The 16,298-nt window shown below is 68.7% G+C and carries 13 protein-coding genes; 10 read left to right on the top strand and 3 right to left on the bottom strand.

Annotation, left to right across the window (positions count from 1 at the left end):
• The first annotated feature begins 41 nt into the window (after positions 1 to 41).
• The 9 genes from AC1VVG_RS25265 (at position 42) to AC1VVG_RS25225 (ending at position 12,174) form a co-directional block, all read left to right on the top strand.
• On the top strand, positions 42 to 848 hold the full coding sequence (locus AC1VVG_RS25265; RefSeq protein WP_367189207.1) for a flagellar biosynthesis protein FlhF: 807 nt from the start codon (positions 42 to 44) through the stop codon (positions 846 to 848).
• Between the two features lie 104 nt (positions 849 to 952).
• Positions 953 to 3,610 (top strand): poly-beta-1,6 N-acetyl-D-glucosamine export porin PgaA, encoded by a 2,658-nt coding sequence (pgaA, locus tag AC1VVG_RS25260; RefSeq protein ID WP_482836585.1) that lies wholly within the window; start codon positions 953 to 955, stop codon positions 3,608 to 3,610.
• Positions 3,611 to 3,624: 14 nt separating this feature from the next.
• Positions 3,625 to 5,718: a poly-beta-1,6-N-acetyl-D-glucosamine N-deacetylase PgaB gene (pgaB, locus tag AC1VVG_RS25255; protein ID WP_482836584.1), complete on the top strand. Its 2,094-nt coding sequence runs from the start codon at positions 3,625 to 3,627 to the stop codon at positions 5,716 to 5,718.
• Complete coding sequence (gene pgaC, locus AC1VVG_RS25250; protein ID WP_482836583.1) at positions 5,715 to 6,986, top strand: poly-beta-1,6-N-acetyl-D-glucosamine synthase; 1,272 nt, start codon at positions 5,715 to 5,717, stop codon at positions 6,984 to 6,986. Before pgaB ends, pgaC begins: the two co-directional genes overlap by 4 nt.
• On the top strand, positions 6,964 to 7,452 hold the full coding sequence (locus AC1VVG_RS25245; RefSeq protein WP_034185946.1) for a hypothetical protein: 489 nt from the start codon (positions 6,964 to 6,966) through the stop codon (positions 7,450 to 7,452). The genes pgaC and AC1VVG_RS25245 overlap by 23 nt, the downstream gene beginning before the upstream one ends.
• Before the next feature lie 117 nt (positions 7,453 to 7,569).
• Positions 7,570 to 9,393, top strand: coding sequence for a glutamine--fructose-6-phosphate transaminase (isomerizing) (gene glmS, locus AC1VVG_RS25240; protein WP_482836581.1), 1,824 nt, complete (start codon positions 7,570 to 7,572; stop codon positions 9,391 to 9,393).
• The gene (locus AC1VVG_RS25235) at positions 9,390 to 10,658 is read left to right on the top strand and encodes a hypothetical protein (RefSeq protein WP_482836580.1); all 1,269 of its coding nucleotides are present in this window, start codon (positions 9,390 to 9,392) and stop codon (positions 10,656 to 10,658) included. Before glmS ends, AC1VVG_RS25235 begins: the two co-directional genes overlap by 4 nt.
• Before the next feature lie 170 nt (positions 10,659 to 10,828).
• Positions 10,829 to 11,665, top strand: a complete 837-nt coding sequence (locus AC1VVG_RS25230; RefSeq protein WP_069705095.1) for a c-type cytochrome — start codon at positions 10,829 to 10,831, stop codon at positions 11,663 to 11,665.
• 29 nt (positions 11,666 to 11,694) lie between these two features.
• Positions 11,695 to 12,174: a GNAT family N-acetyltransferase gene (locus tag AC1VVG_RS25225; protein WP_482836578.1), complete on the top strand. Its 480-nt coding sequence runs from the start codon at positions 11,695 to 11,697 to the stop codon at positions 12,172 to 12,174.
• Positions 12,175 to 12,256: 82 nt separating this feature from the next.
• Here the strand turns inward: AC1VVG_RS25225 and AC1VVG_RS25220 are convergent, their stop codons facing one another.
• The 3 genes from AC1VVG_RS25220 to AC1VVG_RS25210 are packed head-to-tail and all read right to left on the bottom strand — an operon-like array spanning position 12,257 to position 15,216.
• Positions 12,257 to 13,507 (bottom strand): Zn-dependent hydrolase, encoded by a 1,251-nt coding sequence (locus AC1VVG_RS25220; RefSeq protein ID WP_034185995.1) that lies wholly within the window; start codon positions 13,505 to 13,507, stop codon positions 12,257 to 12,259.
• Entirely contained in the window at positions 13,500 to 14,024 is a 525-nt protein-coding gene (locus tag AC1VVG_RS25215) for an L-2-amino-thiazoline-4-carboxylic acid hydrolase (protein WP_482836577.1), read from the bottom strand. The genes AC1VVG_RS25220 and AC1VVG_RS25215 overlap by 8 nt, the downstream gene beginning before the upstream one ends.
• A 25-nt stretch (positions 14,025 to 14,049) precedes the next feature.
• Entirely contained in the window at positions 14,050 to 15,216 is a 1,167-nt protein-coding gene (locus AC1VVG_RS25210; RefSeq protein WP_482836575.1) for a branched-chain amino acid ABC transporter substrate-binding protein, read from the bottom strand.
• Positions 15,217 to 15,394: 178 nt separating this feature from the next.
• On the opposite strand from AC1VVG_RS25210, the gene AC1VVG_RS25205 reads away from it, so the two are divergent.
• The gene (locus tag AC1VVG_RS25205; protein WP_034185939.1) at positions 15,395 to 16,291 is read left to right on the top strand and encodes a LysR substrate-binding domain-containing protein; all 897 of its coding nucleotides are present in this window, start codon (positions 15,395 to 15,397) and stop codon (positions 16,289 to 16,291) included.
• Positions 16,292 to 16,298 lie beyond the last annotated feature (7 nt).

Genomic DNA, 16,298 nt, shown 5'->3' with positions numbered 1-16,298 from the left:
TCGCGTCATCCACCGCAACGCATCGAATCGAGGAGCTTCGAATGACTCGTGCAGAACGACCCGACGGCTCGTCCGCCTGCCCGCCGAAACCCTCCTGGGGTCCTGGAAAGAACGCGGCGCTCAGCTTCGTCGCGTTCGCCGCGATCTTCAGCCTCTTCGCGTATACCGAGCGGGACAAGACCGCCGGCCATGCGAGCGTGACGCACGACATCGCCGGCGCGATCGACGCCGCGGTCGGCCAGTACCGCCAATCCATCGTGGCCGCGCCCGGCCGCGCGAGCGGCGCATCCGTCCCTCCGATCGCGGCCGCGCCTGCATCGACGATTGCGCGACAGGCCGCACCGCTCGCGCGGCCCGGGCCGACTCCCGCGCCGTCCGCATCGACGCCGCGCGAGGTGTCGACCGCGCCGCCGGTCACGCTCGCGGTCGAACCGCCAGCCGCGTCGCGGGTCCGGCCCGGCACCGCCGCCCGACACCGGCAGCCCTACCCTCCACCGCCCGCGGCACTGGCAGCCGATACGCACGGCGCGCCGGCCCATGGCCGCGCCGCCGCACGGTCGCTTGCCGAACATCGCGCACCGCGCGCCGAGAGGCTGGCAGGCACGCGAAGGCGCCTGGATTTCACGCCGAAGGCGCCGCCGTATGGCACCGACGCGGCGCGCATGCAGACGGCGAGCGTCACGCACGAGGCGCTTGAAGGCGCACGTGCGCTGGCAAAGGCCCGCTCGTGCGCGGTGATCGACGAGTGGAACTGCGTGGCGCAAAACGCGAGCCGCGCACTCGCGATCGACCCGACGAACAGCGAATCGCGCGCGTTGCTGGGACAAGCGATCCGCAATCGCCTGTGAGCCGGTCGGAGGCCGCCGGGCCTCGCCGCCCGGGGGGATGACCGCAGGCGACGAGCGTCGTCGGGCGTGCAACCGATGTGATCGTTTCAGAGTGAGGAGACACCGTGGACAACCCTCGGAAACCACCATGCACCACCGTCGCCCCGTCCAACCGGCGGGTCCTCCTGCATGCGCCGCTGGTGTTGCTGCTCGTCGCGTCCGGCCCCTGCTTCTCCGCCGAAGGCGACGCGGAATCCGGCGGCGCGAGAGAAATCGCCAGATCCGCGCCGGATGCGCCTGCGCCCGATCGGCAGGCGAGCGTGACGTCGATGGAGATCGCCGCGGATTCGGGCACGCTGCCCCCTCATGCGCCGACCCCGATCGCACAGGCATCGGATGCGTCGATGCAGATCGCGCAGGCACCGAACCCGGCCATGCCGACCACGGTCGTGGTGGACCCGGACGCGCCGCAGCCGGCTGACCGGGGGCCTGGCGCGGCATCGGCCGATACGCAGGCCTCGGTCGCGCAGACGTCGCACGCGCCGATGCGGCTTGCGCAGGCGTCCGGCACCGCGTTTCCGAATACGTCGGCACCGCACGCGCAAACGTCGCATGCCCCGATGCAGCTTGCGCAGGCATCCGACACCGCTCGGGCGAATACGGCCGCACCGATCGCGCCCACGTCGGGCGCCCCGCCGCGGGCCGCACCGACCACAACCGCCTCACCGGCCACCACGCCGACGCTGACCGCTCAGGCATCCGGCACCCCGATGCCGAACGCCCCCACCCCCGTCCCGCAGACGCCCGGCGCCCAGCTCCCTGGCGAACCGATCCAGCGATCCCAGGGCCCCGACGTCGAAACACCGAATGCGCAGGCGCCGAATCTCCGCACCGCCGATGCCGCGACGGTACGCAACGACGTGTTCGGCCTCGCGGCGAGCGGCGGCGCGATCAAGGCGCTCGACGAAGCGAAAGCCCGGCCCGATGCGTTCTCCGCCGTCGACATCGCGCAACTGGAAGAACTGTCGATTCGCCAGCAAGTGCGCGGCGGACGCGACAAGTCGCGTTCGATGACGAGTTCGGACCGCTTCGACGGCCTCGACAGCGCGCTGCGCGCGGCCGACGACCTCGACAAGCGGATGCCGGCCACGCCGGAGTACACGCCGGTCAGGACGGCGCTCGCGGGCGACCGTACGGTCGCCTACGCGGCACGCGGCGACATGAAGACGGCCGTCGCGACGTTCGAGACGATTCCGTCCAGCGCGGAAATCTCGATCGACGCGCTGGCGGCCGTCGGCGACGCCTACCTGTACCTGAGCGAACCGGCCAAGGCGAACGTCGTCTACCTGCGCGCGCTGAAGCAGGCGTCCGCGTCGCCGACCGACCGCGCGACCCGCGGCTTCCAGTACGGCGTGCGCACGCGCGAGATCGAACTGCGCGAAGGCGTGTTCTGGTCGTACGTCGACCAGGGGCGCGCGGCGCAAGCGAAGCAGGTACTCGACGAGATGGGCAAGTCGCTGCCGCCCGTCAAGGAGGTGCGCAGCGTCGGCCCCGAGGAAGGCGACTACCTGCGCTACTACCGGCTGCGCGCGCAATACCTGATCTTCACGGGCCATGCCGACGAAGGGATCGCCGCGCTCGAACAGCTCGAGAAGCAGGTGCCGTTCAACGCGGAGATCCGTGCCGCGCACGCCGACGCGGTGTCGGGCCAGTCGCACCCGCGCCAGGCGATCTCGATGTATCGCGCGTCGCTGACCGATCACCCGGACAGCGTCGAGATGCTTGCCGGCCTCGGCCGCGCGTCGCTCACGGCGGACGACTACGCGACCGCGAAGACCGTCGACCAGACCCTGGGCGACACGTTCCCGGACAGCGGCGCCGTGCGCGGCTTCAAGCGCGACTACAAGGCCTATCGCAGCCCCGTGTTCACGACCGACCTGAGCTTCGAACACGGCAACAGCGCGCTGGCCGACAACAGCTTCACGTCGGACAGTTATGTGTATTCGCAACCGTTCGGCGACAACTGGCGCGTCTTCTCGCACACGTTCTTCGGTCATGCGCAAACCGACGGCGGCAACGTCAGCCGCACGCGCACCGGTGTCGGCGGCGACTACCGGCACGGCCCGCTCACCGTGCAGGGCGAAGTCACGCGCTCGTTCGGCGCGGACGGCCGGACCGGCGGCCGCGGAACGATCGCGTACGCGCTGAACGACTACTGGACGGTCGGCGCCGGGCTCGACACCAACGACAACTCGCTGCCGTGGAAGGCCTATGCCGCGCACATCTGGGGCCGCTCGGCGAACGTCGAGGTCGTGTATCGCCAGAACGACCGCCGCGAGATCAGGCTGAGCTACGGCGTGAGCCGCTACAGCGATTCGAACCTGCACCAGGAGATTTCCGCGACCGGCACGCAGCGCGTGTACACGACCGCGACCCAGCTCGTCAACGTATCGCTGAACCTCGGCACGGACAGCAACACGCGCCAGGACGCGCCCTACTTCAGCCCCGGCCGCGACTACGCGGCCGCGGCGACCGTCATGCACCAGCTGACGCTGTGGAAGAAGGGCGACATGGGGCTGCAGCAACGCGTGTCGGTGTCGGGCGGCGTGTACAACGAGCGCGGCTTCGGCACCAGTCCGCTGTGGAGCGCGCGCCTCGAGCACGCGTGGACGTTCAAGCACGACATCACGCTGACCTACGGCGTCGAAGTCAGCAGCCATGCGTACGACGGCCAGCGCGAGCGCTCCGAAACCGGCTTCCTGTCGGTCAACCTGCCGTTCTAGCAAGGAGAGCGTTCATGCACACCAGACGGACCTTCATGTGCGGATGCCTCGGCACGTTTGCCGCCTGTTCGTTGTTCCCGGGCGTGACGAACGCCAAGATGATCGACCTGCTGCCGCCGTCCGATCCGGCCGACGGCAAGACGTTCCGCGTGATCTGCATGCACGACGTGCGCGACAACCTGATGGCGTCGTTTTCGTCGCCGTCGGCGATGGTCGATCCGTTCGCGGTCGATACCGGCACGCTGACCGCGATCTTCTCGTGGCTGCAGACCAACAACTACCACACCATCACGGTCAGGCAGATCGAGGAGTCGCGGCACGGCGGCACGCCGCTGCCGCCGCGCGCGGTGCTGCTCACGTTCGACGACGGCTACCGCAGCCACTACACGAAAGTGCTGCCGCTGCTCGAGCGCTTCAAGTATCCGGCCGTGATGGGCATCGTCACCGCGTGGATCGACGCGCCGCCGGATGCGCCGATCCGCATCAGCGACAAAATCCAGGTACCGCGCGACTACTTCATGTCGTGGGACGAAGTGAAGCAGGTCGGCCAGTCCCGTCTCGTCGAACTCGGCTGCCATACCCACAACCTCCATCATGGCGCGATCGCGAATCCGCAAGGCAACGAGTTGCCGGCGACCACGTCGCACCTGTACCTGCAGGATCAGCAACGCTATGAAACCGACGCCGAATTCGCGGCACGCGTGCACAACGACCTGCAGACCTGCGTACGGCAGATCCGCGACCACACGGGCGTCGTCGCGCGCTCGATGGTATGGCCGTACGGCGCGGAAAACCAGCCCGTGCGCCAGATCTCGACGTCGCTCGGCATGGACATCCAGTTCAGCCTCGACGCCGGCCCGAACACGCCGGACGTGCCGCTGGACCGGCTGAGAAGGATCCTGATGATGTACGACGTCGACATCGGCGGGTTCGAGCGCTCGATGCGCGAGCCGGCGTCCAACCGCGGCGACGTCGACGTGCCCGAGCGCATCGTGCAGGTCGATCTCGACCAGGTCTACGATCCCGATCCCGCGCGGCAGGAAGCCAATCTCGGCAAGCTGATCGAGCGCATCTACCGGATGCAGCCGAAATCGGTGTACCTGCAGGCCTATGCGGACCCGAAGGGCACGGGCGTGGCCGAATCGGTGTATTTCCCGAACCGGCACCTGCCGATGCGCGCCGACCTGTTCTCGCGCGCCGCGTGGCAGCTCAATACGCGTTCCAACGTGCAGGTGTACGCGTGGATGCCGGTGCTCGCGTTCCGGCCGCCGGCCGACAAGCAGCGCGGGCTCGAGGCCGTCAGCGCCCACGGCGGCGCGCCGGCCCGCGAGAACGGCACGCGCGTGTTCCGGCTGAGCCCGTTCGATCCGGACGCGCGGCTGATGATCCAGCAGATCTACGAGGATCTCAGCAAGCATGCGTCGTTCAGCGGCATCCTGTTCAGCGACGACGCCGTGCTCGACGACTACGAGGACGCGGGCCGACATGCGCTGCGCATCTATGCGCAGTGGGGGCTGCCCGCCGATATCGGCAAGATCCGCGAGAACCCCGAACTGATGAAGCGCTGGACGCGCCAGAAGTCGCGCTACCTGATCGACCTGACCCGGCAGCTCGAGCAGATCGTGCTGGCCCACCAGAACGTCGGCGACGTGCTGACCGCGCGCAACCTCTTCGCGATGCCGGTGCTCAAGCCCGAATCGGAAGCGTGGTATGCGCAGAACTACGACGACTTCCTCGCCGCCTACGACTACGTCGCGCTGATGGCGATGCCGTACATGGAGCAGGCGAAGGACCCCGAGGGCTGGCTGGACCAGCTCGTGCGGGCCGTGCGCGCGAAACAGCGCGGGCTGCAGCGTACCGTGTTCGAACTGCAGTCGTACGACTGGCGCGCGCACAAGGACGTGCCGGCCGGCACGCTGCTCACGCAGATGCGGCGGCTGCGCAGCGAGGGCGCCGTGAATTTCGGGTACTACCCGGACAACTTCCTGAACGGCCAGCCGGAACTCGACGCGATGCGCGACGTGATGTCGCTGAAGTCGCGCCTCGACCCCACCTCGATCAACGCGCTGATGCAGATGCAGCAATCGCAGGGGACGAAGACGCCATGACCACCCACAGCCTCATCACGCGCCTGCAGGATTTCGTTTTCTACTACCCGTTCTTCATGTCGTATCTGTGGATGATCGGCGGCGTCGTGCACTACTTCCTGCTGGAAGAAGGCCGCACGCTGTCGACCCGGACGATCGCGGCGAGCGGCATCCCGAAGATCTCGATCGTCGTGCCCTGCTTCAACGAAGCCGCGAACGCGCGCAGCGTGATCGGCCACCTGAACGGGATGCAGTATCCGAACTACGACATCATCGCGGTCAACGACGGCAGCCGGGATCGTACCGGCGAGATCCTCAACGCGCTGGCCGTCGAGATCCCGCGGCTGCTCGTGATCCACCACGCGCGCAACGAAGGCAAGGCGGTCGGGCTGACGACCGCGGCGGCCGTGTCGAACGCCGAATACCTGCTGTGCATCGACGGCGATTCGCTGCTCGCGCATGACGCGATCGGCTGGATGCTCGAGCACTTCCTGACCGACCCGGGCGTCGGCGCGGTGACCGGCAACCCGCGCATCCGCACGCGCACGTCGCTGCTCGGCCGCATGCAGGTCGGCGAATTCTCGTCGATCGTCGGGCTGATCAAGCGCACGCAGCAGGTGTACGGCCGCATCTTCACGGTGTCGGGCGTCGTCACGATGTTCCGCAAGACCGCGCTCGCCGACGTCGGCTACTGGAGCTCGGACATGCTGACCGAGGACATCGACATCAGCTGGAAGCTGCAGTGCCGCGACTGGCGCGTCGTGTACGAACCGCATGCGCTGAGCTGGATCCTGATGCCCGAGACGCTCAAGGGGCACTACCGGCAGCGGCTGCGCTGGTCGAAAGGCGGCATCCAGGTCCTGATGAAATATGCGGGCACGCTCGCGCGGCCGACGCAGATGATGATGTGGCCGCTGTTCGTCGAATACCTGATCGGCATCGCGTGGGCCTATTCGATGTCGTTCATCCTGCTGCTCGCGCTGCTGAACCTCGTCTACCCGCTGCCGCCGAGCTGGCACGTATCGGTCGTGCCGCACTGGCACGGGATGCTGCTGGTCGCGACCTGCATCCTGCAGCTGATCGTCGGCAGCATGATCGATCGTCAGTATGACGAAAAACTCCTGATGTATTTCCTGGACACCATCTGGTATCCCGTTGCTTTCTGGCTGATCAGCATGATCACCACCGTCGTCGCCCTGCCGGCCGTCGTGCTGCGGGGCCGCGGCAAGCGGGCCGTATGGGTCAGCCCCGACCGAGGCATTCAACATGAAAAACGCGCCGATTATTGACCTTTCCCTGCGCACGCCGCGCGAAATGATCACCGAACGCGGCCGCGTCGTCGGCTCCGTGCTGGTCGTCTGGTTCCGCCTCGTGCGGCCGGCGCTGGTCGGAGCCGTGTGGGCATCGATCTGCATCTATACGTACCGCTACCTGCTGCCGTTCAACGAAGCCGAGATGCCGATCGAGCAGATGGTGTTCTACGCGACCTCGATCGCGCTCATCGCGGGCACGATCGTCACGTGGCTGATCGCGGGGCGCGTCGTGCATCCGCTCGCCCACCGGCTGCGCGTGTCGAAGATGCTGCGGCGCTCGGCCAGCGCGAAGGCGCGCTCGGTGCCGTCCACCGCGCTGGCCGGTGCCCGCCGGCGCGGCGCGCGGCGCACGACGCGCATTCTCGTCGCGTCGCATGACGCGAACGGTTCGATTTCCGGCATCGAATGGGTAGCCCACGCGGGGCCGCCGCCCCGCGAGTAAGTCAGCGGAGACGCGCCGCCGCGCACCGGACGCCCCCGTGCCGCGCGGCGCCGCTCCAGACGCCGCGCTGCCATGCATCGCCGGCAGGCCGGCAACTTCTTCTGGACGAGGTGAATCATGTGCGGAATCGTCGGAGCAAGCGGCCTGAACAATCAGGTGCCGCAACTGGTCAATGCGTTGAGCCGGCTCGAGTATCGCGGCTACGATTCGTGCGGCATCGCCGTGCAGGACGACGGCCGCCTGCGCAGCGAACGCACGTTGCGGCGCGTGACGGACCTGCAGGCGCGCGTGCTGACGCTCGGCCTGGAAGCGCAGACCTGCATCGCGCATACGCGCTGGGCGACGCACGGCGCGCCGTCGGAAATGAACGCGCATCCGATCATGTCCGGCGACACGATCGCGGTCGTGCACAACGGGATCATCGAGAACCACGACGCGCTGCGCGCGGAGCTGCGGGAGCGCGGCTACACGTTTCGCGGCCAGACCGACACCGAGGTGATCGCGCACCTGATCCACAGCGTCTATCGCGACGACCTGTTCGACGCGGTCGTGCGCGCCGTCAAGCGGCTGCACGGCGCCTATGCGATCGCGGTCCTCAGTGCGCACGAGCCGCAGCGCCTCGTCGCCGCGCGCGCCGGCTCGCCGCTCGTGATCGGCATCGGCGCCGAGCAGAACTACCTCGCGTCGGACTGCGCGGCGCTGGGCGACCTGACCGACCGCTTCGTCTACCTGGAGGACGGCGACGTCGCGCTGATCACGCCGGAACGCATCGCCGTGGTCGAATCCGGCGGGCACGAAGCCCGGCGCCCGCTGTGCCAGGTGAAGGCGCGCGAGGGAGACGCCGCGCTCGGCCCGTACCAGCACTTCATGCAGAAGGAGATCTTCGAGCAGCCGAAGGCGATCGACAGCACGCTCGACGGCATCGACACGATCTCGCCGGCGCTGTTCGACGCGACCGACGGCACGCGCGCGCGGCTGTCGAGCGTCAGGAGCGTGCTGCTGCTCGGTTGCGGCACCAGCTACTACGCGGGACTGACCGCGAAATACTGGCTGGAGAGCATCGCCGGCATTCCCGCGCAGGTGGAGATCGCCAGCGAATTCCGCTACCGCGACACGGTCGCCGATCCACGCACGCTCGTGGTCGGCATCTCGCAGTCCGGCGAAACGGCCGACACGATCGGCGCGATCGAGCAGGCGCGCGCGATGGGCCAGGAACTGTCGCTGGCGATCTGCAACGTCGCGACCAGCACGATCGCGCGCAATGCGCCGCTGCGGTTCCTCACGCGGGCCGGCATCGAGCTCGGCGTCGCGTCGACGAAAGCGTTCACGACGCAGCTCGTCGCGCTGTTCGTACTGACGCTCACCCTCGCGCAACTGCGCGGCCGGCTCGACGCGGCGCAGGTCGCGACGCACCTGAAGCAGCTGCACGCGCTGTCCGGCCGCATCAGCCATGCGCTTGCGCTGGAAACGCAGGTCATGGGCTGGGCCGCGAAGTTCGCGCGCACCGAGAATGCGTTGTTCCTCGGGCGCGGCATCCACTTCCCGATCGCGCTGGAAGGCGCGCTGAAGCTCAAGGAAGTGTCGTACATCCACGCGGAAGGGTACGCGGCCGGCGAGCTGAAGCACGGCCCGCTCGCGCTCGTCACGAGCGCGATGCCGGTCGTCACGATCGCGCCGGACGACCGCCTGTTCCAGAAGCTGAAGTCCAACATGGCCGAGGTGCGCGCGCGCGGCGGACGGCTCTACGTGCTGGCGGGCAGTCAGCTCGAAATCGACGCCGACCGCGACACGCACCTGATCCGCGTGCGCGAGTCGGGCGACCTGCTGTCGCCGATCGTCAACGTGATCCCGCTGCAACTGCTCGCGTATCACGTCGGCTGCGCGCGCGGCGCCGACGTCGACAAGCCGCGCAACCTCGCGAAATCGGTGACCGTCGAATGAAACGGCGCCCGCGCCCGGTGCCTGCGGCCGCACGATGCGTCGCGGCCGCGCTTTGCGGTGCGTGCGGCATCGGCGCGGCGCCGCCGGCCGCCGTCGCCGCCGCGCCGGTCGTTCACACGGTCACCGTCCAGGCTTCGCCCTCGCCGCAGGCCACCGGCGACCCGCGCCGCTTCATGCACGGCATCGGCGTGGCCGACGCCGGCGACGGCAAGCGCTGGGTGTTCTTCAGCAGCTCGGGCATCGAGCCGCGTGGCGCGTTGCGCGGCGGCAGCTGGCCGCACGACGTGTACGTCGGCGAATGGCGCCCCGGCGAGCCGCGCCTGCTGCACGTTCACACGTTCATCAGCCGCCCCGAGGCGCAGGAACCGGTATCGATCGCGCAAAACGCGCGCGGCGACATCTTCGTCACGTTCGAGGACGGCTGGAAGGCGCCGCAGGAGGTCAGCCAGCGCTACGGCATCTACCGCCGCGACCTGAAGCCGGTCAAGCCCTACCCGAACGACGTCGAGTCGGGCGGCCATTCGGGGCATGTCGCGACGGTCGGCGAACGCTTCGTCGTGTTCTATTCCGCCGACTGGGTCGACGGCGGCGGCGTCGACAATCTCGGTTCCGGCAACGGCGTCTACCTGAAGACCTACGACGCGGCCGGACACGTGCTGAACCACGTCGCGGTCGCGCCGCACCGCCGCGAATGGTGGCCCGTGATCGTGGGCTCGCCGCGCACCGCGCTGCTCGTGTGGCAGAAATTCATCGAAGGCAGCACCGACGCGACGCTCGAATACGCGACGTTCGATCCCGTCACGGCGAAGCTCGACATGCTCGGGACGCTGAACGACAGGATCCGGTATTACGTGTACTCGTCGGCCTACGTGCCGGAGATCGACCGCTTCATCGTCGTCACGACGACGGCCGACGATCGCGGCATCGCGATGCTGATCGCGCCGGACGGCCGCCGCACGGCGACGCTCGACTGCCTGCCCGCATCGGTGCGCGAATCCGGCATCGGGGTCGCCGGCACGCATGCGTATGTGCCGACCCGCGACGGGAGGCTGCTGACACTGGCGCTCGGGGCTTCGACGATTTCCGCGAGCGGCGTGCAGCGCTCGCCGATTCCGTGGGGCTCGACCGGCATCGCCGGATTCCCGGCCCGCGGGTCGGCCATGCATTTCGTGTCGCTGACGCCGTCGGGCACGCGCGAAGCCGATTTCGAACCCGGGCGCGACACGTCGATGCCGAACGACGCAGCGCGTTGCTCGAGTCATTGACCACAGTCCGGCCCTCGGTCATGTCGTCAGCGCGGGCCGGCCTCGCGCGCCCCTTTCCTCAGCGGAATTCGCCAGCGCCGCGCGTAGCGGATAGACTGTCGCCCGATTCCTTCCATCGCCCGCGGCGCCCGACTCCTGCTGCCGCCGGAACGTCCTTTCCCGGAGAACGAATGCTGAAGCGCCAGTGGTTTTCGCTCGTGCTGCTGACGGTTTGCCTGCTCGGACAACGCGCGTCGGCGCAGTCCACGCTCGAACTCGACACCGACGGCACCGCCCGCCCCCTCACCCGGCAGACGCTGCTCGCGCGCCCCGATGCGGCGGACATCCACGTGCCGCGCGACATCGCGTACGGCCGGCCGATGACGTTCCGCGCGGTGCCGTTCGCCGCGCTGCTCGGCGACACGCCGCTGCCGGCCGACGGCGTGCTCGAAACGCGCGCGGCCGACGGCTTCGCCGCGCAACTGCCGCTGGATCTCGTGCGCCCCCACGCCCCGGCCCGCGCCGTCCCGTGGCTCGCGATCGAGGACCCGGCCCATCCGTGGCCGAAGCTGCCCGGCAAGCCGGTCAGCGCCGGGCCGTTCTACCTCGTGTGGCTCGGGCCGGACGCGTCGTCGGTGCGCGGCGAGCAGTGGCCGTACCAGGTCGTGCGCGTCACGATCGAATCGTCGCCGCTCGCGCGCTGGCCGTCGCTGGCCGTCGATCCGGCCTTGCCCGCCGACGATCCGGCCCGCGCGGGCCAGCGGCTGTTCGTCACGCAATGCCTCGCCTGCCACCGGCTCGACGGTGCGGGCAGCAGCCACGCCGGCCCCGACCTGAACACGCCGATGAATCCGGTCGACTACTTCCAGCCGGCCGCGCTGCGCCGCTATATCCGCGACCCGGCGTCGGTACGCGACTGGCCGGGCCGCCGCATGCCGGCCTTTCCGCCCGACCAGCTGAGCGACCGGGAACTCGACCAGATCGTCGCGTATCTCGCGTACCGGGCAAAGCGCAAGGCCGGCCAGTAACGGGCAGCCGGATCATCCAGGGGACGTTGATGACATCACGCGACACGCTGTTCACCATCGCGCCGATCGACGCCGCGCAGACGCACCCGCTCAGGGCGACGATCCTGCTCAACGGCGACCTGAACGCATGCGAGCTGGCCGGCGACCATGCGCCGACGACGCTGCATGTCGGCGTGCGCGACCGGTCGGGCATCGTCGCCGTCGCGTCGCTCTGCGAGGAACCGCGCGACGACGATCCCGCGCAGCCGGTGTGGCGGCTTCGCGGAATGGCCGTCCACCCTGCCGTGCGCGGCATGGGATTCGGACGCGTGCTGGTGCAGGTCTGCGTGCGGCACGCGGAAGAACGCGGGGCCGCGCTCGTCTGGTGCACGGCACGCGAAGCGGCGTACCGGTTCTACGAAAAGCTCGGGTTTGCGGCCGATGGTGCGTTGACGACGATGCCGGGCCGCACCGATACGGCGTTCCACGTGATGCGCCGCTACATCGGCCGGCATTCGCGGTCGGTCTGACGCAACGCGCGCGCTGGCGTCACGCCAGACGAACGCCTGCCCGGCCCGGCGAAACCCTGCCGCCGGGCCGGGCGCGTCACGCTCAGGCTTCCTGCGCGCTTCGCAGCACCGCGCGCAACAGCACGTCGGCGCCCGCCGCCGCCCATTCGGGCGTGATCGCTTCGGCCTCGTTGTGGCTCAGCCCGTCGACGCACGGCACGAAGATCATCCCGGTCGGCGCGACGCGCGCGACATAACACGCGTCGTGGCCCGCGCCGGACACGATATCCATGTGCGACAGACCGAGCGCCTCGGCCGCGTCGCGCACTGCGTCGATGCAGCGCGGCGCGAACGGAACCGGCGGGTACGTGAAGATCTGCTCGATCCGCGCGCCGAGGCCGGACGCGTCCGCCACGCGTGCGAGTTCCGCGCGCAGCGCCGCGTCCAGTTCGTCGAGTACCGCATCGTCGGGATGGCGGAATTCGACCGTGAAGAAGCAGCCGCCCGGCACCGTATTGCGCGAGTTCGGCCGCGCCTCGATCATCCCGACCGTCGCGCGCGCATGCGGCGCGTAACGACGGCCGAGTTCGTCGAGAAACGAGATCATCCGTGCGGCGCCGACCAGCGCATCGCGACGGAATGCCATCGGCGTCGTGCCCGCGTGCGCGTCGACACCGGTCAACGTCACTTCGTACCAGCGTTGCCCCTGCCCGGCCGTCACGACGCCGATCGTCTTGCCGGCCCGTTCGAGAATCGCGCCCTGCTCGATATGCAGTTCGTACGCCGCGTGCACCGGATAACCGCCGACGGGCGCCGCGCCCGCATAGCCGATCCGCTCGAGCTCGTCGCCGATCGTCCGGCCCGTGCCGTCGGTACGCGACAGCCCGTATTCGAGCGTATAGACGCCGGAAAACACGCCGGCCGACACCATCGCCGGCGCGAAGCGCGAGCCTTCCTCGTTGGTCCAGATCACGACGTCGACCGGGCGCTCGGTCTCGATGCCCGCATCGTTCAGCGCACGCACGACCTCGAGGCCGCCGAGCACGCCGTAGATGCCGTCGTACTTGCCGCCCGTCGGCTGCGAATCGGCGTGCGAACCGGTCATCACCGGCGCGGCATCGGGATTCCGGCCCGGGCGGCGCGCGAACACGTTGCCCATTTTGTCGACGCGCACCGTGCAGCCGGCCTCTCGCGCCCATTGCACGAACAGATCGCGCGACTCGCGATCGAGATCGGTCAGCGCGAGGCGGCAGACGCCGCCCTTCGGCGTCGCGCCGATCTGGGCCATCCGCTCGAGCGACGCCCACAGGCGGTCGCCGTCGACGCGCGGTACGTTGACGGTGTTCTCATGCATCGCCGTGCTCCGTAGAACCTTGCAGCGCATAGCGGAAATCGCAACGCTTGCCGCCCTGCATGATCGTGCTCGTGCGCGTGAGCGCGATATCCGGCGCATAACCCTGGATGAAATAGCTGTCGCGCGCGCAGCTGAGCAGGTGCCCGATCTCGCCGAGCCCCATCGCGTGATACATCTCCGCGTAGCGGCAGCGATGCACGTCGTAGTCGTAATGCGTGTCGTCCGCGCGCCGCACCTCGACGTCGAGCGCATCGTCCTTCTCCCACAGCACCTGCAGCGCGATGAACGACTTCACGCTCGTGCCGTCCGGCTCCTGCGCGGCGAACTTGCGGCCCGCGTCGACGGCCGCGCCGCGCACGGCTTCCGCGATCACGGCCTGCGCGCGCTCGGTGCCGAACTCGCGCTTCATGATCTCGTAGATCGGCTTGATGATTTCCGCTTCGATGCGGCGCCGCGCGAGGATCCCGAGGCGCGTGTCCTCGGGTGCGGCGGCGGATGTCGGGCTGGATTCGGTCATGGGGATCGTCTTTGTCTCGTGGGGTTTACTTGGCCGCGGTGCGCGAACCGCCGAGCACGTCGACGACGGCCCACTTGCCGCCGCGCACCTGGTAGATCGTGAAGGCCGGGTCCTTCAGGTTGCCTTCCGGGTCGAACGCGATACGCCCGGTCACGCCCGGCCGGTCGATGGCGCGCACCGCCGCGACGAGCTTTGCCGGCTGCGTCGTGCCGGCCTTCTGCGCGGCGGCGATCAGCGTGGCCGCCGCGTCGTACGCGAACGGCGCATGCAGTTCGATCGGTGCATGAAAGCGTGCCTGGTATTGCGTGTCGAACGCCTGGCCGCCCGGCATCCGGTCGAGCGGCAGGCCCGGTTCGAGCGCCGTCACGCCGTCGCCGTCCTTGCCCGCGAGCGACAGGAAGGTCTGGCTCACGAAGCCGCCCGCGCCGAGCAGCGGCGCATTGACGCCGAGCTGGCGCATCCGGCGGGCGATCGGCGCGGCCTGCGCATCGAGGCCGCCGAAGAACACGAGATCCGCGTGCTTGCCCTTGATCGCGGTCAGCACGCCGCTGAAATCGGTCGTCTTGTCGTTCACGTATTGGCGATCGACGATCGCGCCGCCGTTCGCCTGCACGCCCTTGATGAACTGGTCGGCCAGTCCCGCGCCGAACGACGTGCGATCGTCGATCACCGCGATGCGCTTCGCCTTCAGCGTCTTCACCGCATACGCGCCGGTGAAATTGCCGCCCGCATCGTCGTGGCCCATGATCCGGAACGCCGTCGCGTAGCCCTGCTGCGTGTATTGATGGCCGGTGGACGCCGGCGCGATCTGCGGGATGCCCGCGTCGCGGTACACGCGCGACGCCGGCACGCTGCAGCCCGTGTTCCAGTGACCGACGACGCCGATCACGTGCTGGTCGACGAGCTGCTGCGCCACCGCGACGGCCGTGCGCGGATCGGACTGGTCGTCGGCCGCGACGAGCTTGTAGACGACCGGCTTGCCGCCGATGGTCGGATGCTTGGCGTTCGCGTCGCCGATCGCGAGTTGCGCGCCGTTCTGCAGATCCTTGCCGATCCGCGCTGACGGGCCCGTCAGCGGCGCGGCGAGACCGATCAGGATCGTCTGCGGTGCGGATTGCGCGAACGCGGGAACGGAGGCGACCAGGGCGGCCGCTGAGAATGCGAGGCTGGCGGAGAGGAAAGCGATTTTCATGTGTGGAGGATCGGTAGGTCGAATCAAAACATGAAAAATATTAAATATTCAACACCCAAGCCCCAAATACCCAATTGTTGGATGCTTATACCGTTTCCGGAACATTAACGTATACGACTGTATATAAAGCATATTTTCATGTTGTCGCTTACCCTAACTTTTCGATAAAATTCGATACATGAAAAATATCGAACAATTACCGCACGATCCGCCGCTGCGTGCGGTGCGCGCGTTCGAAGCGTTTGCGCGTCTCGGGTCGGTCACCGCGGCGGCGGGCGAACTCGACATCACGCCGTCGGCCGTCAGCCATCAGCTGCAACTGCTGGAAGCGTTCATCCAGACGCCGCTGACGGTCCGCGAAGGCCGGCTGCTCGCGCTCACCGACGAAGGGCGCGACTATTACCGCTCGATCAGCGCGGCGTTCTCGGTGCTGCGCAGCGCGACGCGCTTCGTGCGCGACCGCTCGTCGCTGCGGCAGATCACCGTCAGCCTGATTCCGCTGCTCGGCATCGGCTGGTTCATTCCGCGGCTGCACGCGTTCCTCGCCGACAACACGGACGTCGACGTCACGGTGCTGTACGCCCATCACCGCAACTACCGAAGCGACGCGTCGGACCTGTCGATCCGCTTCGGCACCGGCGACTGGCCCGGCTACCGCTGCGAACGGCTGCTGCCGGGCGCGATGGTGCCGATGTGCAGCCCGTCGTTCCTGACGCGCCACGGGCCGTTCCGCACGCCGGCCGATCTCGCCCGGGCGCCGCTCGTGCACGACGAGGATCGCAGCACGTGGGTCAACTGGCTGCAGGGTGCCGGCGTGCGGCACGTGTCGCACGCGGTGGGGCCGATGTTCGAGGATGGGCAGCTCACGCTGAGCGCCGCGCGTGCGGATCTCGGCGCGGCGCTGCTGCGCGCGCCGCTGGTCGAGCGCGAGCTGGCGAACGGCGAACTCGTGAAGCTGTTCGATCACGCGCTCGACGACGGGCGCGATTACTACCTGTGCACGCGCGAGGACGCGGACATGCCGGACGGGGCGCGGCGGCTCGCCGAGTGGCTGAGGAAGATGGCGGGGATCTGAGCGGAAC

Source organism: Burkholderia sp. L-4, from assembly GCF_056856535.1.
Note: the sequence above shows the minus strand (reverse complement) of the source record. Positions and strands in the feature narration are given on the sequence as shown.